General features: G+C 72.5%; 21 protein-coding genes and 1 pseudogene. 8 read left to right on the top strand and 14 right to left on the bottom strand.

From position 1 onward, the window contains the following. Nucleotides 1–91: 91 nt before the first annotated feature. From ACIQK6_RS39295 to ACIQK6_RS39285, 3 genes are all read right to left on the bottom strand, one after another. Nucleotides 92–976, bottom strand: coding sequence for a S1 family peptidase (locus ACIQK6_RS39295; RefSeq protein WP_402697237.1), 885 nt, complete (start codon nucleotides 974–976; stop codon nucleotides 92–94). 135 nt (nucleotides 977–1111) lie between these two features. Then, nucleotides 1112–1936, bottom strand: a complete 825-nt coding sequence (locus ACIQK6_RS39290) for a DUF1684 domain-containing protein (RefSeq protein ID WP_402697235.1) — start codon at nucleotides 1934–1936, stop codon at nucleotides 1112–1114. A 77-nt stretch (nucleotides 1937–2013) separates the two neighbouring features. Continuing rightward, a complete protein-coding gene (locus ACIQK6_RS39285; protein WP_329103573.1) occupies nucleotides 2014–3345 on the bottom strand; it encodes a DUF5685 family protein in 1332 nt (443 codons plus the stop codon). A 284-nt stretch (nucleotides 3346–3629) separates the two neighbouring features. Between ACIQK6_RS39285 and ACIQK6_RS39280 the strand changes: the two genes are divergently transcribed. Beyond that, a complete protein-coding gene (locus ACIQK6_RS39280) occupies nucleotides 3630–4079 on the top strand; it encodes a cell division protein SepF (RefSeq protein ID WP_030012752.1) in 450 nt (149 codons plus the stop codon). A 21-nt stretch (nucleotides 4080–4100) separates the two neighbouring features. Here ACIQK6_RS39280 and ACIQK6_RS39275 read toward each other — a convergent pair whose 3' ends face one another. Then, the gene (locus ACIQK6_RS39275) at nucleotides 4101–5273 is read right to left on the bottom strand and encodes an acyl-CoA dehydrogenase family protein (protein ID WP_329103570.1); all 1173 of its coding nucleotides are present in this window, start codon (nucleotides 5271–5273) and stop codon (nucleotides 4101–4103) included. A gap of 225 nt (nucleotides 5274–5498) precedes the next feature. After that, entirely contained in the window at nucleotides 5499–7154 is a 1656-nt protein-coding gene (locus ACIQK6_RS39270) for an MFS transporter (RefSeq protein WP_402697232.1), read from the bottom strand. A 322-nt stretch (nucleotides 7155–7476) separates the two neighbouring features. On the opposite strand from ACIQK6_RS39270, the gene ACIQK6_RS39265 reads away from it, so the two are divergent. After that, nucleotides 7477–8586, top strand: coding sequence for a hypothetical protein (locus tag ACIQK6_RS39265; protein ID WP_402697230.1), 1110 nt, complete (start codon nucleotides 7477–7479; stop codon nucleotides 8584–8586). Between the two features lie 242 nt (nucleotides 8587–8828). Then, complete coding sequence (locus tag ACIQK6_RS39260; protein WP_329103564.1) at nucleotides 8829–9932, top strand: phosphatase PAP2 family protein; 1104 nt, start codon at nucleotides 8829–8831, stop codon at nucleotides 9930–9932. 286 nt (nucleotides 9933–10218) lie between these two features. Here ACIQK6_RS39260 and ACIQK6_RS39255 read toward each other — a convergent pair whose 3' ends face one another. From ACIQK6_RS39255 to ACIQK6_RS39245, 3 genes are all read right to left on the bottom strand, one after another. Continuing rightward, nucleotides 10219–11199, bottom strand: a complete 981-nt coding sequence (locus ACIQK6_RS39255) for a YafY family protein (protein ID WP_329103562.1) — start codon at nucleotides 11197–11199, stop codon at nucleotides 10219–10221. A gap of 37 nt (nucleotides 11200–11236) precedes the next feature. Further along, nucleotides 11237–11779, bottom strand: a complete 543-nt coding sequence (locus ACIQK6_RS39250) for a hypothetical protein (RefSeq protein WP_402697227.1) — start codon at nucleotides 11777–11779, stop codon at nucleotides 11237–11239. Between the two features lie 97 nt (nucleotides 11780–11876). Then, a complete protein-coding gene (locus ACIQK6_RS39245) occupies nucleotides 11877–12614 on the bottom strand; it encodes a transglycosylase family protein (RefSeq protein ID WP_329103558.1) in 738 nt (245 codons plus the stop codon). Nucleotides 12615–12910: 296 nt separating this feature from the next. Between ACIQK6_RS39245 and ACIQK6_RS39240 the strand changes: the two genes are divergently transcribed. Both ACIQK6_RS39240 and ACIQK6_RS39235 read left to right on the top strand, forming a co-directional pair. After that, the gene (locus tag ACIQK6_RS39240; protein WP_329103556.1) at nucleotides 12911–13720 is read left to right on the top strand and encodes a hypothetical protein; all 810 of its coding nucleotides are present in this window, start codon (nucleotides 12911–12913) and stop codon (nucleotides 13718–13720) included. Nucleotides 13721–13927: 207 nt separating this feature from the next. Next, a complete protein-coding gene (locus ACIQK6_RS39235; RefSeq protein ID WP_329103554.1) occupies nucleotides 13928–14290 on the top strand; it encodes a hypothetical protein in 363 nt (120 codons plus the stop codon). Nucleotides 14291–14324: 34 nt separating this feature from the next. On the opposite strand, the gene der is transcribed toward ACIQK6_RS39235, so the two are convergent. The 5 genes and pseudogenes from der to ACIQK6_RS39210 all read right to left on the bottom strand — a co-directional run. Next, complete coding sequence (gene der, locus ACIQK6_RS39230) at nucleotides 14325–15788, bottom strand: ribosome biogenesis GTPase Der (RefSeq protein WP_329103552.1); 1464 nt, start codon at nucleotides 15786–15788, stop codon at nucleotides 14325–14327. A 76-nt stretch (nucleotides 15789–15864) separates the two neighbouring features. After that, nucleotides 15865–16452, bottom strand: a complete 588-nt coding sequence (locus ACIQK6_RS39225; protein WP_382550876.1) for a lysophospholipid acyltransferase family protein — start codon at nucleotides 16450–16452, stop codon at nucleotides 15865–15867. A gap of 56 nt (nucleotides 16453–16508) precedes the next feature. After that, nucleotides 16509–17216, bottom strand: a complete 708-nt coding sequence (gene cmk / locus ACIQK6_RS39220) for a (d)CMP kinase (RefSeq protein ID WP_329103548.1) — start codon at nucleotides 17214–17216, stop codon at nucleotides 16509–16511. A gap of 135 nt (nucleotides 17217–17351) precedes the next feature. Then, nucleotides 17352–18440: a prephenate dehydrogenase gene (locus ACIQK6_RS39215; RefSeq protein WP_402697224.1), complete on the bottom strand. Its 1089-nt coding sequence runs from the start codon at nucleotides 18438–18440 to the stop codon at nucleotides 17352–17354. Nucleotides 18441–18571: 131 nt separating this feature from the next. Beyond that, a pseudogene (locus tag ACIQK6_RS39210) lies at nucleotides 18572–19039 on the bottom strand (YidB family protein); the annotation flags it as partial. Nucleotides 19040–19154: 115 nt separating this feature from the next. Here ACIQK6_RS39210 and ACIQK6_RS39205 point away from each other — a divergent pair. From ACIQK6_RS39205 to ACIQK6_RS39195, 3 genes are all read left to right on the top strand, one after another. Further along, nucleotides 19155–19496 (top strand): DUF952 domain-containing protein, encoded by a 342-nt coding sequence (locus ACIQK6_RS39205; RefSeq protein ID WP_329103543.1) that lies wholly within the window; start codon nucleotides 19155–19157, stop codon nucleotides 19494–19496. Between the two features lie 80 nt (nucleotides 19497–19576). Then, nucleotides 19577–20065, top strand: a complete 489-nt coding sequence (locus ACIQK6_RS39200) for a Rieske (2Fe-2S) protein (protein WP_329103541.1) — start codon at nucleotides 19577–19579, stop codon at nucleotides 20063–20065. 28 nt (nucleotides 20066–20093) lie between these two features. Continuing rightward, nucleotides 20094–20774, top strand: a complete 681-nt coding sequence (locus ACIQK6_RS39195; RefSeq protein WP_329103539.1) for a DNA polymerase beta superfamily protein — start codon at nucleotides 20094–20096, stop codon at nucleotides 20772–20774. Here the strand turns inward: ACIQK6_RS39195 and ACIQK6_RS39190 are convergent. Next, a complete protein-coding gene (locus ACIQK6_RS39190; RefSeq protein WP_329103537.1) occupies nucleotides 20763–21521 on the bottom strand; it encodes a DNA polymerase beta superfamily protein in 759 nt (252 codons plus the stop codon). The two genes, ACIQK6_RS39195 and ACIQK6_RS39190, sit on opposite strands and share 12 nt — an antisense overlap.

The following is a 21521-nucleotide window of genomic DNA, read 5'->3' as shown; positions in this document are numbered from 1 at the left end:
ACCAGCCTCCCCCGTGGACACGGCCGCCCCGAACATCCTCCCAGAAGGCGGGAGGACGTCCAGGGGTGCGGCGGGGGCGCGTGAGTCATCGTCAGTAGACGCTGACCCCATAGGCGTTGAGGGCTTCGACCACGGGCTGGAAGAAGGTCGTCCCGCCCGAGGAGCAGTTGCCGCTGCCGCCGGAGGTGAGGCCGACGGCACGGGCGCCCGAGTAGAGCGGGCCGCCGCTGTCGCCGGGTTCGGCGCACACGTTGGTGCGGATCATGCCGTAGACGATGTCGCCGCCGCCGTAGTTGACGGTGGCGTTGAGCCCGGTGACCCGGCCGCTGTGGATACCGGTGGTGGACCCGCGCCTGGTCACCGACATGTTGACCGTGGCGTTCACGGCGCTGGTGATGTCCTGGCTGCCGACGGTGCCGGGGGGCACCGGCGTGTTGCTGGCGTACTTGATGAGGCCGTAGTCGTTGGTCGGGAAGCTGGAGCCGACCGTGGAGCCCACGACGGTGGTGCGGGCGGAGTTGCTCCACCAGGTACCCGCGCCGTCGGTGCAGTGGCCGGCGGTCAGGGCGTAGTAGTTGCTGCCGCTGCGCACGTTGAAGCCCAGCGAACAGCGCCAGCTCGTGGCGTAGATGGCGTCGCCGCCGGAGACCAGTTTGGTGAGCTTGCCGGGGATGCGTTCGATGCGCAGTGCTCCGACGTCGGCTCCGGCCTCGCGCTTGATTCTCGCGATACCGGCTTCGGGAACCGTGGAGTCGGCGGAGACCACGAGGGTTCCGGTGGCGGGGTCGGTGTGCCAGGCAGTGCCCGCCACGTCGGCGCGCAGGACGGATGCGCCGGCCGAGGCGAGCTGGTCGGCGCTGAATCCGCCGTCCCGCGGGTCCGCGCTCGCGGCCGTGGGGACGGCGAGCGCTGCGGCGGCGGCCAGGCCGGTGGCCGCCGCGAGCAGCCTGGTACGGGTCATGCGCTTGATCCTCACTTCTCGTCCTCCTGGAGAGGTTCGGGGGCCCGACGGTTGTGGGGGTGCCAGAGCCCGTGAGGCGCAGCCGGGGGCACGGCGGGCGCATAAACTTTGGCCGTGTCCCTGACAAGCGCTGTCGGGAGTGTCCTGTCGTCAGATACCGGTAGCAAGAGCGGCTTTCAGCCTCCGCCCGCCCGCCGCCGCCGCCTCGAAGGGAAGCGTGTTTCCGGGCGGCGGGAAACGGCAGGTGAAGCGGTCCGCGAAGGCGCAGTGAGGCAGCGCGGAGTGGTGGGAGTCCACCGCGATCGCGCCCCGCGCGTCGGGTATGCCGGGCTTCGGGAAACGGGGGCGGGGGCGGGAGCCGGGGCGCCCGCCGGTGGCGTCGCCGAAGCCGGTCCAGAGGCTGTCGCCGTCGGCGTCGACGGCGACCTGGAGGGTGCGGCCGGCTCCCCCGAAGGAGAAGACCGGCTCTCCGCCGGGGTCGAGGCCGCGCGCCCGCCCGTCGGTGTTCTCCGCCTGGACGCTCCGGTCCTCGGCGTACGGCCGAAATCGCCCCGGCCGTACGAAGGCGGGGTCGTAGGGGGTGGCTCCGTCGCCGGCGCGGGCCCGGCGGGCCCGGGAGTCGGGGTCGTGGACGCGGACGCCCCGCTCCCCCTCGCGTCGGATCATCGCGATCCGGAGCTCCCCGACGGAGAGCCGGGAGGGCGCGGGCGGGGTCTCGTCGGCGGTCGGTACGACGTCACCGGCGAAGGGCTCGCCGTCGAGGCTCAAGGAGTCCCCGGCGGTGGCGGTCGGTGCACCGCCGCCCTCCGTCCGGCGCCACTGCCCCGGAACGGCCGGAATTCGACCTTCCGGGTGGTCGGCGAGCCGGGGGGTTCCGGTCAGCGCGAGGGGGCCGCAGGGCGCGGACACGGCCGCCGCCCTGCGCTCGTGCCGTTCCCGCCGCGCGGCGTGCGGGTCGTCTGCGTCGTCGCTCATCCCGCTCACCCCTTCCACACCGGTCCGGACGGGAATCCCCCCGTACGCCGTCCGGACCTGTGAAATCTGAAAGGGCCTCAGCAGTCGCAGCCGCAGCAGTCACAGCTGCAGCAGCCGTCGCCACCACCGCCACCACCGCCGCCACCACCGCCGCCGCTCCCCCCGCTCCCGCTGCCGGAATGGTTGGTGCCGTTGCAACAGTTGCAGCAGTCGCAGGCGTTGCACCACGCGTCCCGCTTCTTCCGGGACCACGGCCCCTCGTAATCGGTGCAGCACAGCTGGCAGGTGCAGAACAGCCCGATGGCCACCGCGCAGCCCGCGAGCAGTCCGCGGCGCGGCCGCTGCGGGGGCGGCGCGCCACCGAATCCGCCCGGGCCCGTCGGCGGCATCCCGGGGCCGCCCGCTCCCCCACCGTACGGAGCTCCACCGTACGGAGCTCCACCGTACGAAGCCCCGCCGTACGGGTTCTGGCCCTGGCCCTGGCCACCGTACGGCTGGCCCGCGTACGGGTTGCCGCCCTGTCCGGCGGAGGCCGTTGCCGTGTGGCCGCAACTGCCGGTGCCGAAGGCCCGGTCCACCGAGGTGCGCAGCTCGTGCACGAGCAGCCGGTGGGCGAGCCCCGCGTCCGTGAACTCGACCTCGCGCAGCGCGAGCTTGATGCCGTGGAGGGCGTCGTCGCAGAGCCTGCGGGCCTCGGTGAGCGAGGTCCCGGTGGCGGTGAGCGGGTTCCAGGCGCCCGCGACGGCGTCGGCGCCCTGGTCCTCCACCGCGTCCAGCAGGTGCGCGAGCCGCCCGAAGTACCGGCCGGCCTCGGCCAGCGCGGCGGCGTTACCTGGACGTCCGGCCAGCTGCGCGGTATGCGCGAAAGCGGCGGCCGTCGCGGTCTCCGTCGGCTCGGTCACCACGAGCACGGGAGTGCCGGGGCCCGCGAGCGTCTCGATGCCCGCCTGCCGGTCCACGGCGTCGACGAGCACGGCGGTGTCGAAGCCGAGCGAGGCCCCGGTGCGGGCTCCGGCCCGGTCCCAGCCGCGGGCCACCTTGCGCGCGGCGGCGGCTATGGGAGCACGGGCCAACAGCCCGTCCCGGTCCGCCACGTGGTCGCGCACCTTGGCGGAGGCGAGCACCAGCGAGACGGCGGCGGCGAGCCGCGCCCCCTCGCCCTGGGCCACCGAGGCGGTGCGCATCCCGCGCAGCGGGCAGGGCCCCGCAGTGCGCCGGCCCTCGGGCGCGGTGCCCGACTGAGCCTCCGTCAGAACGGAAACGAGCAGCCCGTCATAGTTCGTCACGATCCTGGCGAACTGTCCGTGATCTCCCCGAAGTGCCAGGCAGAGCCCGCACAGATGGGCCATCCACTCCGCCTTGAACCGTTCTCCAAGCCGGTGCGTGCAAGGTCTCACTATGCCGAACAAGCTGCTCCCCCGTGTGTCGTACGCGTGCTTGCCGGGCATCGTATCGACCCGCTCGTTTCACCCGTACGTCCGCGTCGCTCACCCGTAAGGCCGCAGCAGTCGTATTTTCACTCAGTCAGCAGTGGTAGTGACCAGGATCCTTGACCGTGCAACGGATGTTCTGCACCAGTACCGTCACGAAACCCGTGCGCGGCGGCTATCCACTTGGCGCGTTGTCAGCATCATGGACGAGCATAGGGGCAGCGGAGAGAAGACAGACTGACCGCGGTGAAAGGAGGCAGTCCATGGGTTCGGTGCGCAAGGCGAGTGCCTGGCTGGGTCTCGTGGAGGACAGCGACGACGATCGCTACTACGACGACGACTACGCGGAGGCCGCCCAGGGTTCGGTGGCCGGCCCCGGCGAGCAGTGGGTCACCGACCCCCGGGTGCGGGTGGCCTCCGAGTCGGCCGTGGAGCACGGCCGTCGCATCGCGACGGTCACCCCGGACGGTTTCCGTGACGCGCGGGGCATCGGCGAGCTGTTCCGCGACGGAGTCCCGGTGATCGTCAACCTGTCGTCGATGGACCCGGGTGACGCGAAGCGCGTCGTCGACTTCGCGGCCGGACTGACCTTCGGGCTGCGCGGTTCGATCGAGCGGGTGGCGACCAGGGTCTTCCTCCTGACCCCGGCCGACACCCAGATCGTCAGCGGCGAAGCGGGCGGCCGCTCGCGCGACTTCTTCAACCAGAGCTGAGCCCGGGGGCGGGGGCGATCCTCACCGGAAGGCGTCCAGACCGGTGAGTGCCTTGCCCAGCACCAGCTGGTGCATCTCGACGGTGCCCTCGTAGGTGAGCACCGATTCGAGGTTGGTGGCGTGCCGCATGACGGGGTACTCGAGGGAGATCCCGTTGGCGCCGAGGATGGTCCGCGCGGTGCGACAGATCTCGATGGCCTCGCGGACGTTGTTGAGCTTGCCGAAGCTGATCTGCTCCGGCCGCAGGGTGCCCGCGTCCATGCGCCGGCCCAGGTGGTGGGCGAGCAGGATGCCCTTGTGGAGCTCCAGGGCCATGTCCGCGAGCTTGGCCTGGGTGAGCTGGAAACCGCCGATCGGCTTGCCGAACTGCTCCCGCGTCCTCGCGTAGTCGAGCGCGGACTCGAAACTGGCCCGCGCCGCGCCCATGGATCCCCAGATGATCCCGTAGCGCGCGTGGCTGAGGCAGCCGAGCGGCCCCTTGAGGCCGGTGACCAGCGGCAGCACCGCGTCGGCGGGCAGTCGTACGTCGTCCATCACCAGCTCGCTCGTGACGCTGGCCCGCAGCGACCACTTGTGCTTGATCTCCGGCGCGGAGAACCCGGGCGTGTCAGTGGGCACCGCGAAACCGCGGATCCCCTCGTCGGTCTGCGCCCACACCACGGCGACCGCCGCGACGGAACCGTTGGTGATCCACATCTTGCGGCCGTTCAGCACCCAGTCGGTGCCGTCGCGCTTGGCATGGGTCTTCATCGCCGCCGGGTCCGAACCCACGTCGGGCTCGGTCAGCCCGAAGCAGCCGATCAGCTCGCCCGCGGCCATGCCGGGCAGCCAGCGCTGCTTCTGCTCCTCGGAGCCGTACTTCCAGATCGCGTACATGGCGAGCGACCCCTGCACCGACACGAGCGAGCGGATCCCGGAGTCGGCGGCCTCCAGCTCCAGGCAGGCGAGCCCGTACTGCACGGCGCTGGCGCCGGCACACCCGTAGCCCTGGAGGGACATCCCGAGCGCTCCGATGCCACCGAGCTCCCGGGCCAGCTCGCGGATGCCGGGCAGCTCGCCGCTCTCGTACCACTGCGCGATGTTCGGCAGCACCCGGTCGGCGGCCCAGGCGCGGACGGTGTCCCGAACGGCGAGGTCCTCGGGCCCGAGGAGCTCATCGAGCCCGAGCGGATCATGGGGCAGGAACGCGGACACTGGGCCTCCCGGCGGCCTGAGACAGAACCTAGCAACGCAAGTTTTGCGCTCGCCCGAAGCTATGCGCCCCGGCCGGGCAAATCCAGCCCCCGCCGCACCAACCCGGCCCCCTCGGGGTCCCTCCCAGCGGTAGCTGGGGGAGTTTGAGGCGCGGGGGTCCGGGGGCAGCGCCCCCCGGCAACGGCGGCGCACCCGGCAAGGCGCACCCGGAAACACCGGACGGCGTCAGCCCGCCTGCTCGACCGGGGTCGGCCGCGCCTCCCCCTTCACCTGCGCGGGCAACCGCACCTCCGCCGCTTCCTCCGCCGCTTCCTCCTCCGCCGCCCCGCATTCCATCGCCCGCGGCAGCTTCAGCGCCATCACCGCGCCCGCGAACAACAGCACCGCGCTCACCAGCAGCGTCACGTGCAGGCCGTGCACGAACGACTGCCGCGCCGCCGCATGGAGCGACGCCCCCGCCGGCCCCCCGAGGTGCGCGGCGATCTGGTAGGCCTCGCCCAGAGAATTCGCCGCCCTCGCCGAATCCGCCACTGACACCCCCGGCACGTCCATGAGCCCCGGCCGGTACGCCGCGTTCATCACGCTGCCCAACAGCGCGATGCCGATGCCCGCGCCCAGCTGGTACGAGGTCTCGCCGATCGAGGCCGCACCGCCCGCGGTGGCCGCCGGGGCCTCGCTCAGCATCGACTCGTACGCGGCGAACAGCGTGGTCTGCAGCCCGAAGCCGAGCAGGATGAAGCCGACGGTCAGCAGCAGCGGCCGGTCCTGCTGGCCCATGAGCATCAGCAGCAGCACGGCGCAGCCGGTCAGGACGAAGCCCAGCGACACCATCGTGCGCGGCCCGACCCGGGCCAGGGTGTACGAGCCGGTGGCGCCCGCGGCCATGGCGGCGAAGGTCAGCGGCAGCAGTCGCAGACCGGTCTCCAGCGGGCTGAGGTGCAGCACCAGCTGGAGGTACTGGACGGCGATCAGCTCCAGGCCGACCAGGGCCAGCATGGCGAGGACGATGCAGGCGACGGAGGTGGAGAAGGCGGCCCGCGAGAACATCCGCATGTCGATCAGCGGGTGCTCGCGCCGCTTCTGGCGCCGCACGAAGAACACGAGCAGCACCACGCCGATCAGCAGCGGGAGCAGCGCCTCGGCGTCCAGGAGCCGGCGTTCGGCGCCCAGCCGCTTGATCCCGAGCACCGTGCCGAGTACACCGGCGGCGGCCATCAGCGCGCCGAGGACGTCCCAGGGCCCGTCGGCGGAGCCGCGGGACTCCGGCAGCAGCCAGCGGCCGAGCGGCAGGATCAGTGCCATCAGCGGGATGTTGATGAGGAAGACCGAGCCCCACCAGAAGTGCTCGATGAGGAAGCCGCCGAGCACCGGTCCGCTGGCCGCGCCGATGGCGGCGACGGCGGTCCAGATGCCGATGGCGAGCGCCCGCTCGCGCCGGTCGGGGAAGACCTGCCGCAGGATCGACAGGGTGGCGGGCATGATCATCGCGCCGCCGATGCCGAGCAGGGCGCGCGCGGCGATGAGGACCTGGGCGTTGTCGGCGAGGGCCGCTATGGCGGAGGCCACTCCGAAGAGTCCGTAGCCGAGGAGCAGGATGCGACGACGGCCGACCCGGTCACCGAGGGTGCCGAAGAGGATGAGCAGCGAGGCGCAGACCAGTGGGTACGCGTCGACGATCCACAGGAGCTCGATCGAGCCGGGGCGCAGGTCCTCGGTGACGGAGGGGACGGCGACGTGCAGGATCGTCGCGTCGAGCGCGACGAGGACCAGGCTGACGCAGAGCACCGACAGGACGACCCAGCGGTTGGTCCCACCGGAGGCGGCGCCCAGCCGCTGCCAGGGGGAAGGGGTCCGGACCCCGGCCGCGTTCGTCCCCGACATGCATGTACCTCCCAGGTGATCCCTCGGGCTCGGCGGACCAGCGTCTTGTGGAGCCACGGGGGGTGGTGCGCTGTGCGGCGTCCAACGGGGTCCGGCATCGACACGCGAGTGAACGGTCAGCGTACGCGAGTTCGTCTGCCCGACACGTGGTCAAGCTCTCATCCCGGCGGCGGCCCCCGTGTGGCGTGTGCCACTCCCTCCGCCGCCATCCTTCCCCCGTGTACACGCACGCTCACGACGCGTGGTTTCTCCGTTGCCGCGCTTCCGGCCCCGGCTCCGGCCCTTGAGGGGCGTATGACCGCCGCCACCGATAATCATGCCTGTGGAAGATCTTGGATTGCGACGGGCCGTGCCCGCACTGGCCGTCTTCGCGGCGGTGCGGCTGCTCGGGCTGACCGTGCTCGCGGCATGGGGCGCGGCGGTCGGCAGTAGCCCGCACACGCTGTTGTCGGCCCGCTGGGACTCGCTCTGGTACGCCCGCATCGCCGCGAAGGGGTACGGGTACGAGGTGCTCCTCCCGAACGGGGACGTCCACTCGAACCTGGCCTTCTTCCCGCTGCTGCCGTGGCTGGAACGGGCGGTGTCGGCCGTGACCGGGCTCTCGTACGGCTCTGCGGGTCTGGTGGTGTCGGTGGTCGCGGGGCTCGCCGCGGCCTGGGGGATCTTCGCGGTGGCCGAGCTGGTCCACGGCCGTCGGGCTGGGGTGTTCGCGGTCGCGGTCTGGGCGGCGCTGCCGGTCGCGATCGTGCAGTCCATGGCGTACAGCGAGTCGCTGTTCACGGCCCTGGCCGCCTGGGCGCTGTACGGGGCCCTGCGCGGACGGTGGCTGACGGCGGGACTGCTCGCGGCCGGCGCCGGACTGACCCGCCCGGTCGGGGCGGCTGTGGTCGCGGCGGTGTGGGTGGCCGCGGCGATGGCCTGGCGGCGCGGGGAGCGGTCCTGGCGGACGGTCGCGGGGGCGCTGCTGGCTCCGATGGGTGCGGCGGCGTACGTGCTGTGGGTCGGCGCGCGCACCGGGGGCGGGCTGCTGGGCTACCTGGACGTGCAGGGCGGCTGGGGCAACGGTTTCGACGGCGGCTGGGCGTTCGCGGGGTTCATCGGAACGAAGCTGGCCTCGTCCGCGTTCCTCGCCGGGGTGGGGCTGATCGCGGGGGTCGTGCTGGTGCTCTGGCTGTACGGGAAGTGCGTCCAGCAGCGGCAGCCGGTGCCGCTGCTCGTGTACTGCGGGATCGTCGTGGCGCTGGCGCTGTGCGCGTCCGGGTACTTCGGTTCCAAGCCCCGGCTGTTGCTGCCCGCCTTCCCGCTGCTGCTGCCGCCGGCGGTGGCGCTGGCACGGTGGCGGACCGGGCGGGCGGCCTCGGTGGTGGGTGCGCTGGCCCTGATCTCGGCGGTCTACGGGGCGTTCTGGCTGAACGGCTCGGGTCCCCCGTAGGCCCCCCATGTCACGGAATGAGTCATTCCGATCCATCTTTCAGCAAAAGAAATGACCTTCTCGGCAATAAAGTCCGGATAATCGGGCGAAACAATTCCCCGAGACCGTGGATCAAGGGACGACCAACCACTGTCGAAATAGCGGGAATTAAGCCCCGCATGAGACCAACTCCACATCACATGGTCATCACAAAGCCCGCGATTCGCCCGGGCCGACCATCGACGGGCGGTAACGTCGATTGAGTGCGTACCGACCAAATCCTGACCCGTCTGGAGCGGGTGTTCGCCCGGCTGGACCGGGAACCAGAGCGACCGGCTCATCTGCAAACCCCGCAGATGAGCCGGCACCGCGTCGTACTCCTGGGATCGACCCTCGCCTTCTATCTCGCAATCGTGGTCGCGGTCCTGACCACTTCTTGGCTGGTCCGCCTGGACTGGCAGATCATGTTCTTCCGGCCCTACGAGCAGTGGCCGCAGCTGCACGCCTTCCTCGACTACCTGGTCGTCCTGGGCCAGCGCGGACCCACCGCGGTCATGGTCGCCGCCTGGCTCGGCTGGCGCTCCTGGCGGCAGCACACCCTCCGCCCGCTGATCACCCTCGGCGTGGCGCTGCTGCTGCTCAACATCACCGTCGGGTCCGTCAAGCTCGGCCTCGGCCGGCTCGGTCCGCACTACGCAACGCAGATCGGATCCGCCGAACTCTTCGCCGGTGGCGATATATTCCCTTCCGGTCACACCGCCAACGCCGTGGTGACCTGGGGGATCCTGGCCTACCTGGCCTCCACCGGGGTCACCCGCCGGGTGTTGTCCGTGGTGTCCGCGGTCGTCTCGCTGAGCGTCGGCGCCACCACCGTGTACCTCGGCACCCACTGGGTCAGCGACGTCCTGCTCGGATGGTCCGCGGGCCTGCTGATCATGCTGGCCCTCCCCTGGTTCGAGCCGCTCATCGCCCGGACCGAGGCCTACGTCTTCGACGTGCGCGAGCTGCTGCGCCGCCGCGCCGAGACCGGACGGATGCCCGCGCCGGTCGTCTCCGTGCTCACCCCGCTGCTCTCGGCGGGCGGCAAGTGGCAGTTGCGGAGCGCCGCGCAAGCCGCCACCACCGCTGCCACTGCCACCGCCACCGTTGAGGAGCCGGCCCCGCAGCCCGTCACGACCACCGCGGCCGCGCCGGCCACCGTCACCGCGCACTCCCCCACCGCCCGGCCCGCCGCGCACCCGGCCGGCCGCCCGCACGTGATCCGCTCCGAGCGGACCCCGGCCACGCCGAACGGCAGCCGCCGCCCGGCGCACACCGAACGGGCCACCACCCGGGGGGCCGCGGCCCGTCCGGTCGCCGGCGGCTGACGGTCCCACCGCGGGGGCGGTACGCACCCCTCTCCCCGCGACACACGAAGGCGGGCCGGGTCCTCGGACCCGGCCCGCCTTCGCCGTTCGTCAGCGCCACGCCCGGACGTTCGTCCGTCCCGGGTCACGCTTGTGTCACAGAATATCAACAGCCGCAAATTGTTTACCGGTCCGCGACACGCCCGGGGTCCAGACGGTTTGGAATTTGTTCGGAACGCGGCCGAATTCCTGTCCGGGATTGCCACGATCCCCTTGGACCAGACCAGTTGAATCCCCCTCAGCTCCCCTACATTTCCTGCACTTCTCCGGCCTCCACGGCCCTACCCAGGAGATCCCGTGCGGCCCTGATCCGATCCGTCAGCTCCGGCGGCTCGACCACTTCGAACTCACAACCGAGCAGCATGACGTGAATCACCAGAACGTCCAGGTTCACGGCCCCGGTGCGCAGCAGACAGCTCTGCCCGTCGACGGGTTCCAGGACCCCGTCGCTCGGCCCGATGATCCGTGCCGCGTCCTGCGCCGAAACCTTCAGCCGCACCACCGCGCGGGCGGCGTACGCCCGCTGCGACACGCCCTCGGAGACGTACGCGGCGAGGTCTTCGGCGGGCGCCGGGCGCGGGGTGAAGCGCGGTCCGTGCGGGGGCCTGGGCTCGATCCGGTCGGCGCGGAAGGTCCGCCACGCCTCCCGGTCCAGGTCCCAGGCGACCAGGTACCAGCGCCGCTCGGTGCACACCAGCCGGTGCGGTTCGACGGTGCGGCGGCTGACGTTCCCCTCGTGGTCGCGGTACCCGAAGCGCAGCCGCTCGCCGTCCCGGCAGACCGAGGCCAGCTCGGTCAGCACCGAGGGGTCCACCGTGGACCGCTGGGCGCCGCGCAGCATGGGCACGGTGAAGTCGTTGAGTGCGGACACCCTGCGGCGCAGCCGCGACGGCAGCACCTGCTCCAGCTTCGCGAGGGCGCGTACGGAGGCCTCCCCGATGCCTTCGACCCCGTTGCCGGCTGCGGTCCGCAGGCCCACGGCGACGGCCACGGCCTCGTCGTCGTCCAGCAGCAGCGGCGGCAGCTCGGCCCCCGCGCCCAACTGGTAGCCGCCGCCGGTCCCGGGGCTGGCGTTCACCGGATACCCGAGCTCCCGCAACCGGTCCACGTCGCGCCGGACCGTCCGCGCGGTGACCCCGAGGCGGTCCGCGAGATCGGCCCCGGTCCATTCGCGGTGGGCCTGCAGCAGGGAAAGCAGGCGCAGCAGTCGTGCGGAGGTATCGAGCATCCCCAGAGTCTGCCAGCGCTCCGCGACCGGCCGGGCCTCAGCAGAGCAGCGGTGGCGCTTCGGCGCCGCTGAGCTCGACGAGCGCGCAGAGGGTCTTCAGGGAGACCTTCCAGACCCCGTCCTCGAACACCACGGTCCCCTTGCTGCCGGGCAGCACCGTCTCGTCGCCGACCAACAGGTCGTAGGTCACCTCGGCCCCGGTGGGCGAGGTGAAGGCGACGTCGGTGACCTTGACGGAGGTCCTGGCCGCTTCGGCACCGGCCGAGAAGCCGTCGAGCAGCACCTTGAGCAGGTCGCCGTGCTGCAACAGCTCGGCCTTCTCGTCGGTCGGGGTCTTCGGGTCGAAGAACGCGGTCCAGTTCTTCTCGATCTGCGCCTTGGCCGCCTCGGGGTCCGCGGGCCCGTCCACGGCCGGCAGGATCCCGGCCGCGGCGGACGGTGGGTCCTGGGCCCCGGCCGCCACTGCGGGCGAGGACCATCCCACGGCCGCCGGTAGGGCCAGCAGGACCGCGGCCGCCGTACAGGCCGCGGCGCGTGCGGGTGCGCGCGGGTGGACGCGCGGGCGTCTGCTCAGGACCATCTGGCTCACCACCGGTGTCCGAGCCGTTCGGCTCGTCGTTTCCAGGGTCAGCGCCCTCGGGGCAGCGCGCAACGCGCGGACGGCCCGGGCGCCCCGGTCAGGGGCGCGGGGCCGGTGCCGGAGCGGCCGGAGCGGCCGGAGCGGCAGGAACGGCAGGAACGGTGACCGACGCCGGCACGGGCACGGGCCCCGGTACGGGTGCCGGCACGCCCGGGACCTGCGGCGGGGCGGCGGGCTCCGTGGTGGGGACGACCAGCAGCATGCCCACCGCGAGGGCCTCCGGCTTCGGCCCGATCCGCTCCCGGTTCGCCTCGTACAGGGCCCGCCACCCGCCCCGGACCCGGCGCTTGCTGGCGATCGACACCAGCGTGTCGCCGTCGCGCACCGCGTGCATCCGCCCGGCCAGCCCGTACCGCTTGGAGCACACCGGCCACGCCTGCCAGCCCTGCGAGCCGAGGACTTCCTCCGCGACCCGGATCTGCTGCACCCGGCTGGCCAGGTCCGCGCGCTTCGCGAAGACCAGCCCGCCGAACGCCTCCCACGTCGGCTGCCAGAACTGCAGCCCGCCGTAGAAGCCGTTGCCGGTGTTCACCGACCACCGGCCACCGCTCTCGCAGTCGGCCACGCAGTCCCAGGGCCACTCCCCGCCCGGTCCGCAGTCCCCCGGCCCGTCCCCGATCACGCCGGGCGAGCCGGGGTGCGCCGCCCCGGCCGGCCCGGGCGCCGGAGGCGGCGGAGCCGCGGCCGCGGCCGCGCGGGGCAGTACGAGCGCCAGCACTGCGGCGAGCGCGACGGCGGCGCCGGAGGCGGCCCGACAGGTCCGATGGTGGGGCATCGCGTCACGCTACGCAGCCACCCGCGGCCCCCTCCGGCCCGCCACGCGGCAGGTCACCGCGCCCCACCCGGTCGCCCGACCGCGACCACCACCCCAAACGGCCACACCCGGGCACCAACTGAGCACAAGCAGAGAACAGTTGACACGAAAAAGAAGCCGAGGTCGGACGGTTCACCCTTCCGGGGGCCAGGTTCGAATCCGTTCCCTCGAATGGCGTGACCCCGGCCGCCGCTCGACCGTTGAGCCCGGCGAGCCGGGAGCCTCCCGGACCCGCACCTATGCCGAGGAGCCACCCCGTGCCGCGCATGCTCGACGTCAGTGATGAGGTACGTGCCGAGATCGGTGACGAAGAAGCCGACAGGCTGCTCGTCGGCGAGGACGCGCCGCGCAGTTACGACTGCACCTCCTGCCGCACCCCGGGCGACCCCGAGAACGACCGCACCAGCACGGTGCTGTTCGTCGGCGAGGAGACCGCCGTCCTCGCCTTCGCCCACGCCACCTGCATCCCCTCGCAGGTGGTCTCGGTCTCCGAGGAGCAGCTCCAGGGCGCCGTCCGCAGCATCACCGGCGACAGCCCGGCCGCCGCCGGTGGCCCCGGCGCCGCCCCGCAGAACGTGCCCGGCGGCCAGGCCGTCCTCGGCATCACCAGCGGCCTGATCCTGATCGCCGGGGAGCTGCACCCCGCCCTGGTCGTCGAGCCGACCGCGCCCATCGCCCGCCCCGGCAGCGACGGCCCCGGCGACGACTTCCTGCCGCTCCTCATCGAGCAGGGGTTCATCCCGGTCACCGACACCACCGAGGTCCCCACCCTCCTCGGCGGCTGGTCGGTCCTGCTCGCCGCGGGCCAGCTGCACGCCGTCCTGCAGCCGGGCAACGACGGCACCGGCCAGGTCGCCTGGTGGCAGGCGCACCAGGCGCTGTCGGTCACCGACGGCTGGCGGGCCGCCGTCAACAAGACCCAGCGCGTGCTCATCTACGCCGCCCCGGTCGGCTCCATCGGCCAGCAGCCCCGCGAGGACCTGCTGCGCGACGCCCTGGACAAGGCCGCCGCCGCGGGCAAGCTCGTGGCCGCCGCGATGCCGCTGGCGGGTACGCCCGGCGCCTGACCCCGCCGGTACGAGAACGGCCGCCGAGCCCCTTGGCGTGGGGCCGGGCGGCGTGCGCCGGGGGTGTGCGGTCCGTCCCGCACACCCCCGGCGATCTGTGTTTCCTCACCTGTCACCCCGCATCCGCAACGCGCCGGTTTCGTTGGCTGATACGTGCATGCATACGACTCCTCCCGCGCCCCGTCCTATCCGAGCACCGTCCCCGCGATGCGTCCCGCACGGGACCGGGACACCCCTCCGGCCGACTCGCACACCCCGATCTACGACACGCTGTACTCGGAGTACCTGCGCGCCTTCCGGGCGCTGCCGGGCGACCGTACGGGCGAGGAGGACCACGGGTTCACGGCCTTCGCCTACGGGGGCTCGTACACGAGCGGCACCTCGTACGGCAGCGGTTGGAACGGCTCCGCCTGGCAGCGCGTCGACGGCTGGCAGCCCTCGTACGCCCCGCAGCCGCTGCCGGCGTATTCGTACGCGGGCAGCCCCGGATACGCCGACGGGCGGCAGCACCAGACCGGGACGGCACACGTCCCGGCGGCCCTGCCGCCCGCTCCGCGCCGGGGCTACTGACCCCTCGGAGTCCGACGGAGTCCCCGCCCGGCTCCTACTTCTTCTTCTTGTACTGGGCGCCGCGCTTCTCGCGCACCCGCACCGAGATGTGGATCGGGGTGCCCTCGAAGCCGAACTCCTCGCGCAGGCGGCGCTCGATGAAGCGCCGGTAGCCGTGCTCCAGGAAGCCGGAGGCGAAGAGGACGAACCGCGGCGGCTTGCTGCCCGCCTGGGTGCCGAACAGGATGCGGGGCTGCTTGCCGCCACGGATCGGGTGCGGGTGGGCGGCGACGACCTCACCGAGGAAGGCGTTCAGCCGGCCGGTGGGGACGCGGGTCTCCCAGCCGGCGAGGGCCGTCTCGATCGCCGGGACCAGCTTCTCCATGTGGCGGCCGGTGAGCGCCGAGACGTTCACCCGGGGCGCCCAGGAGACCTGCTGCATCTCGGTCTCGATCTCGCGCTCGAGGTAGTAGCGGCGCTCCTCGTCGAGCTCGTCCCACTTGTTGTACGCGATCACGATCGCGCGGCCCGCCTCGACGGCCATCGTGATGATGCGCTGGTCCTGGACGCTGATGGTCTCGGTGGTGTCGATCAGGATCACCGCGACCTCCGCCTTCTCGACGGCGGCGGCCGTGCGCAGGGAGGCGTAGTAGTCGGCACCCTGCTGCAGGTGGACCTTCTTGCGGATACCGGCGGTGTCGACGAACTTCCAGGTGATGCCACCGAGTTCGATCAGCTCGTCGACCGGGTCGCGGGTGGTGCCGGCCAACTCGTTGACGACGACGCGGTCCTCCTTCGCCACCTTGTTGAGCAGCGAGGACTTGCCGACGTTCGGGCGGCCGATCAGCGCGATGCGGCGCGGGCCGCCGGGGGCGGCGCCGCCGAAGGTCTGCTCGGGGGCCTCGGGCAGGGCCTCCAGGACGGCGTCGAGCATGTCACCGGTGCCGCGGCCGTGCAGCGAGGAGACCGGGTGCGGCATGCCGAGGCCGAGCGACCACAGGGAGGCCGCGTCGGACTCGCCGCTCTGGCCGTCGACCTTGTTGGCGCAGAGCACGACGGGCTTGCCCGCCTTGCGCAGCAGCCGTACGACGGCCTCGTCGGTGTCGGTGGCGCCGACCTTGGAGTCGACGACGAAGACGACCGCGTCGGCGGCCTCGATGGCGTACTCGGCCTGGGCGGCGACGGAGGCGTCGATGCCGAGGACGTCCTGCTCCCAGCCGCCGGTGTCGACGACCTTGAAGCGGCGGCCGGCCCACTCGGCCTCGTACGTGACGCGGTCGCGGGTGACGCCGGGCTTGTCCTCGACGACCGCCTCGCGGCGGCCGATGATCCGGTTCACCAGGGTCGACTTGCCGACGTTCGGGCGGCCGACGACGGCGAGGACGGGGAGCGGGCCGTGACCGGCCTCCTCGATCGCGCCTTCGACCTCTTCGAGGTCGAAGCCCTCTTCCGCGGCGAGCTCCATGAACTCCGCGTACTCGGCATCGCCAAGTGCTCCGTGGTCGTGCTGGTCGTTCATGAAGTCCGTTCCTCGTCGTTCGTGGTGATCGGTGGTGCCCGCGCAGCGCGGTTCCACTACTGGTTTCAAGTCTCGCTCAGCGCCCGGTGAGGCGCTTGGCGTCGGCCAGGTGGGCGGTCAGCCGGTCCTGGATGCGTACGGTGGCCTCGTCCAGCGCGGTACGGGTACGGCGGCCACTGCCGTCACCCGCGTCGAAGGCCGAGCCGAAGACGACGTCGACCCGGCTCTTGAGGGCCGGCAGGCCCTTGACGACCCGGCCCGGGGTGTCTCCGCTGCCCAGGACGGCCACGGGGACGACGGGGGCGCCGCTGCGGACCGCGAAGTACGCGAGGCCCGCGCGCAGCGAGGCGAAGTCTCCCTCGCCCCGGGTGCCCTCGGGAAATATCCCCAGGGCCCCTCCATTGTCGAGCACGCCGAGGGCGCGCCCTATCGCCGTCCGGTCGGGACCGCCGCGGTCGACCTTGACCTGCCCGATCCCTTCGAGGAAGGGGCCGAGCGGGCCCACGTACGCTTCCTTCTTGATCAGGAAGTGCAGCGGTCTGGGCGCGGTGCCCATGACCATGGGGCCGTCGATGTTGTGCGAGTGGTTCACGGCGAGGATGACGGGGCCCGAGGCGGGCACCTTCCAGGCCCCCAGTACGCGCGGCTTCCAGAGCCCGTACATGAGCCCGATGCCGATGCGCCTGCCGACCGCCGCACCCTTGAGGGAGGGCGCTTGGCTCACTTGCGGCCCGCCCGCTTCTCTTCCACCAGCGTCACGACGCACTCGATCACCTGGTCGAGCGTGAGTTCGGTGGTGTCCACCTCGACGGCGTCGTCGGCCTTGGCCAGCGGGGAGGTCTTGCGGCCGGAGTCGGCCGCGTCGCGCTTGATCAGCGCCTCCTTGGTGGCCGCGAGGTCGGCGGCCTCCTTGCCCTGGAGCTCGCCGCTGCGGCGGGCGGCGCGCGCCTCGGCGGAAGCGGTCAGGAAGATCTTGAGGTCGGCGTCGGGCAGGACGGTGGTGCCGATGTCCCGGCCCTCGACGACGATCCCGTCGGCCTCCTGGGCCGCCCCGGCCGCGATGGAGCGCTGCAGGTCGGTGATCAGGGTGCGCACCTCGGGGACGGCGCTGACGGCGCTGACCTTCGAGGTGACCTCCTGGGTCCGGATGGGGCCGGCGGCATCGAGGCCGTCCACGGTGATGGTGGGGGCGGCCGGGTCGGTGCCGGACACGATGCTGGGCTTGCCGGCGGCGATCGCGATGGCCTGCGGGTCGTCGGTGTCGACGCCGTTGGTGATCATCCACCAGGTGATGGCCCGGTACTGGGCGCCGGTGTCCAGGTAGCGCAGCCCGAGCTTGGCGGCCACGGCCTTGGAGGTGCTGGACTTGCCCGTGCCGGAGGGACCGTCGATGGCGACGATCACGGCGGACGGAGCTGCGGTTTCCACGGTGCGGGCACCTTCCTGGTTGCGCGTACGTGTCCGGGCGCGGCAAAGCGCCCCTCCCCAAGGTTACCGGCCCCGGACGGCCGCCGTCCCCGCCGTATTTTCCGGGGCCGGCCGGCCCCGGAACGGGCCGCCCCGCTACTGCTGCCGCAGCGCCCAGCCCCGCTCGCGCAGCTCGGCGGTCAGGCCGGCCACCGCCCTCGGCTCGACCATGAGTTGGACGAGGCCGGCCTGCTGACCCGTCGCGTGCTCGATCCGTACGTCCTCGATGTTGACCCCGGCCCGCCCCGCGTCGGCGAAGATCCGTGCCAGCTCGCCGGGCTGGTCACTGATGAGCACGGCCACCGTCTCGTAGACCGTGGGCGCCGCGCCGTGCTTGCCCGGCACCCGGACCCGGCCCGCGTTCCCGCGGCGCAGCACGTCCTCGATGCCGGCGGCGCCGCCGCGGCGCTTCTCCACGTCGGCGGACTGCAGGCCCCGCAGTGCCTCCACGGTCTCTTCCAGGTCGGCGGCGATCCCGGCGAGGACGTCGGCGACCGGTCCCGGGTTGGCCGACAGGATCTCCACCCACATCCGCGGGTCGGAGGCCGCGATCCGGGTCACGTCGCGGATGCCCTGTCCGCACAGCCGGACCGCGGTCTCGTCGGCCTCCTCCAGCCGGGCCGCGACCATGCTGGAGACCAGCTGGGGGGTGTGCGAGACGAGCGCCACCGCGCGGTCGTGGGCGTCGGCGTCCATCACCACCGGTACGGCCCGGGAGAGGGCCACCAGTTCCAGCGCGAGGTTGAGCACCTCGTGGTCGGTGTCGCGGGTGGGGGTCAGCACCCACGGGCGGCCCTCGAAGAGGTCCGCGGTGGCGGCGAGCGGCCCCGACTGCTCCTTGCCGGCCATCGGGTGCGTCCCGATGTACGCGGTGACGTCCACGCCGAGCGCCGCCAGCTCCCGCCGCGGTCCGCCCTTGACGCTGGCCACGTCCACGTAGGCGCGCGCGACTCGGCGCCCGATCAGGTCGGCCAGGGTCGCGGCCACGTGGGCCGGCGGTACGGCGACGATCGCGAGGTCGACCTGCTCCTTGGGGGCCTCGTCGGTGCCGGCCCCGAGGGCGGCGGCCGTGCGGGCCCGGTCCGGGTCGTGGTCGGCGAGGTGGACGGTGATCCCCCTGGCGGACAGGGCGAGCGCCGCGGAGGTGCCGATCAGTCCGGTTCCGATGACGGCGGCGGTTCTCACGAGGCACTCCAGGGGACGTAAAGGCGAGCTGACGGACTGTCCGGCCAGGGTATCCAGCACCTGCGGCACGAGGGCCCGACCGCCCATCCCGTGGGACGGCGGCCGGGCCCCGGTGCGGCGCTCGCGGTCGGTCAGAGGTTCTGCGCCCGGATGATCTCCTCCAGCGAACCGGTCGGCAGCTCTCCGCCCGGGCTCAGCTTGTCGACGGCCGTCGGCAGCGCCTGCGCGATCTGGTCGGCGGCCTCCTGCGGGCTGACGCCGGCCTGCGCGGCCGCCTTCTGGAGGGCCTCGTCGGGGAGCGCCTCGGCGATCTGGGCCCCGCTGACCGACTGGTTGTCGCCGGTGCCGATCCAGGACTGGGCCTGGTCGGCCAGGCCCGACTTGGTCAGCATGTCCATCAGCCCGCCGAGCGGGTTGCTCCCGCCGGCCTGGGAACCGCCGGCCCCGCCCATCAGGGCGCCGAGCAGCGCACCGAGGACGTTGCCGGCGCCGCCGGCTCCCCCGCCGGCGCTCCCGCCCTGACCGCTGCTCCCGCCCAGGAGACCGCCGAGAAGGGAGCCGAGGTCGTTACCCGCCATCGTCGTGCCTTTCGCAGAGGGACCGGGCCGCGCGGACGTGGCGCACCCGGCTTCGAGACACGGACAATGTCACCCATGGTGGACCGTGCCGCCACCTGGCGCACACGTCCGCGCCCCCTGCGGTAGAACCATCCGCATGATCTTCCACATCGTCCCGCTCGCCGACTGGGCCGCTGCCCCCGAGCTCCCTTACGCCCCGCCCTCGCTGGCGACCGAGGGGTTCGTCCACTGTTCCGCGGACCGCCCCACGGCACTCGCGATCGTCGACGCGCACTACCGGTCGGTACCCGGGATCCTGCTCGCGGTGGAGCTCGACGAGGGCGCGCTGACCGCCGAGGTCCGCCGGGAGAGTGATTCCGGCGGCCGTTACCCGCATGTTCACGGCCCGCTGAACCGGGAAGCCGTGATCCACGTGTGGGAGGTCGTACGCACACCCGGCAGCCCTGCCTCATTGGCCCCATGGGAACCGGGCCGATAAACCGGCGCGGCAGGCTTCACCTGAGGCCCGCCGCAGGCCAGGATGCTGACGCCATCCGGCCACGAAGCGAGGAGAGACTCATGAGCGACCTCACGCACACCGCCCGGCGCACGGTACTGACGATCGGCGCGGCCGCCCTGGCCGGCGGCACGATCACCGCCTGCGGCAGCAGCGGCGGTGAGAAGGCCGCCCCGGGGGAACCGAACGAGGTGCCCGCCCAGCCCGCCGAGCCCGCCGCTCCGGCTCCCGCCACCTCGGCGGACACGGGCGCCGCGGCCGGCAAGGCCCTCACCAAGAAGGCGGACATCCCGGTGGGCGGCGGCAAGGTCTTCAAGGAGGAAAAGGTCGTGGTCACCCAGCCCAAGGCCGGAACCTTCAAATGCTTCACGGCGGTCTGCCCCCACCAGGGCTGCCTGGTCAACAAGGTGGACGACGGCAGCATCGACTGCCCCTGCCACAACAGCAAGTTCGCGGTCGCCGACGGCGCGGTGACCAAGGGCCCGGCCACCAAGGGGCTGGCGGAGAAGAAGATCAAGGTCGCGGCGGACGGCAATATCTCGCTCGCATAGCGGCAGGTCAGGCGCCTAAGCTCCCCGGATGGACGATCTGACACTGGTACGGGACCACACCGTCTACCGGTGCGTGATGGGCTCCCGGGCGTTCGGACTGGCGACGGAGGCGAGCGACACCGACCTGCGCGGTGTCTACCTCGCCCCGACGCCGCTGTTCTGGCGGTTCGAGAAGCCCCCCACCCACGTGGAGGGCCCGCGGGACGAGGAGTTCTCCTGGGAGCTGGAGCGCTTCTGTGAACTGGCCCTGCGGGCCAACCCGAACATCCTGGAGTGCCTGCACTCCCCCCTGGTGGAAGAGGTGACCCCGGTCGGCGAGGAACTGCTCTCGCTGCGCGGGGCCTTCCTCTCCCGCCGGGCCCACACCAGCTTCAGCCGGTACGCGGCCTCCCAGCGCGGCAAGCTCCTCGCCGACGTCCGGGTCCACGGCGCCCCGCGCTGGAAGCACGCCATGCACCTGCTGCGCCTGCTGCTGTCCTGCCGTGACCTGCTGCGCACCGGCCGGCTGACCATCGACGCCGGCCCGTACCGCGACCGCCTGCTCGCGGTCCGCCGCGGCGAGCTCACCTGGGAGGCGGTCGACGCCTGGATGGCCCGCCTCCAGGAGGAGACCGAGAGCGCCCTGGCCCGCACCGTGCTGCCGGCGGAGCCGGACCACGCCCGGGTGCAGGACTTCCTGGTCCGCACCCGCCGCGCGTCAGCCGTGTAGCACGCGCCGCCGCACGACGAACGCGTCGAGGGCGTCGTACGCCGTCACGTGCTCGGGCAGCGCGGAAGCGGCCTGAGCCGCGTCGAGCACGGCGTGCAGCGCCTCGAGGTCCTCGCGCACGCCGCCGACGGGCGGCCCCTCGTAGCCCCCGTGCTCGGCGGCCACCTTGGCCTCGACGAGGGCGGCGAGGTACGGGGGCGCCTCCGGCACCTCGGCCAGCAGGGTCGGCAGGTGCGCCTGCACCTCGGCCGACCGCATGAGGTGGATGCCGGTGAGCAGCGCCCGGAACGCGTAGAGCAGCGGTTTGAGTTCGGCGGACTTCTCGAAGAGCCGCCACTGGGTGCCCGCGAACCCCCGGTAGTGGTGGGCGTGGTGGGAGGTCAGCACGCCCGGGGCCAGCGCGATCAGTTCCTCGTGCGCCGCCGTCGTGTGGACCACGAGCGGGGAGAGCAGCTGCTCCAGGACGTAGCCGTTGCGGTTCAGCATCAGGCGGACGAACTTGCGCAGGTCGTGCGTGACGAGGTCCATCTCCACGTCGTCCCGGTCCCACATGCGGGTCCGGGTCTCCTCCGGATCGCGCAGACCCAGCAGGGCCTCCGCCGGGAGCAGGTGGGCGCCGCGCAGGTCGATGTCGGAGTCCCGGGACGGGAAGCCGTACAGGTGCGCGCCGGAGACCGTGGCGAAGAGCAGCGGGTCGGGCTGCTCCGCCACGACGGGGGTCAGGTCGATGCTCAGTGCGTCCAGCAT

The sequence above is a fragment of the Streptomyces sp. NPDC091682 genome (assembly GCF_044756625.1).
In the GTDB taxonomy this organism is placed as follows: domain Bacteria; phylum Actinomycetota; class Actinomycetes; order Streptomycetales; family Streptomycetaceae; genus Streptomyces.
The sequence above is the reverse complement of the archived record's forward strand: the minus strand, read 5'-3'. Positions and strand labels throughout refer to the sequence as shown.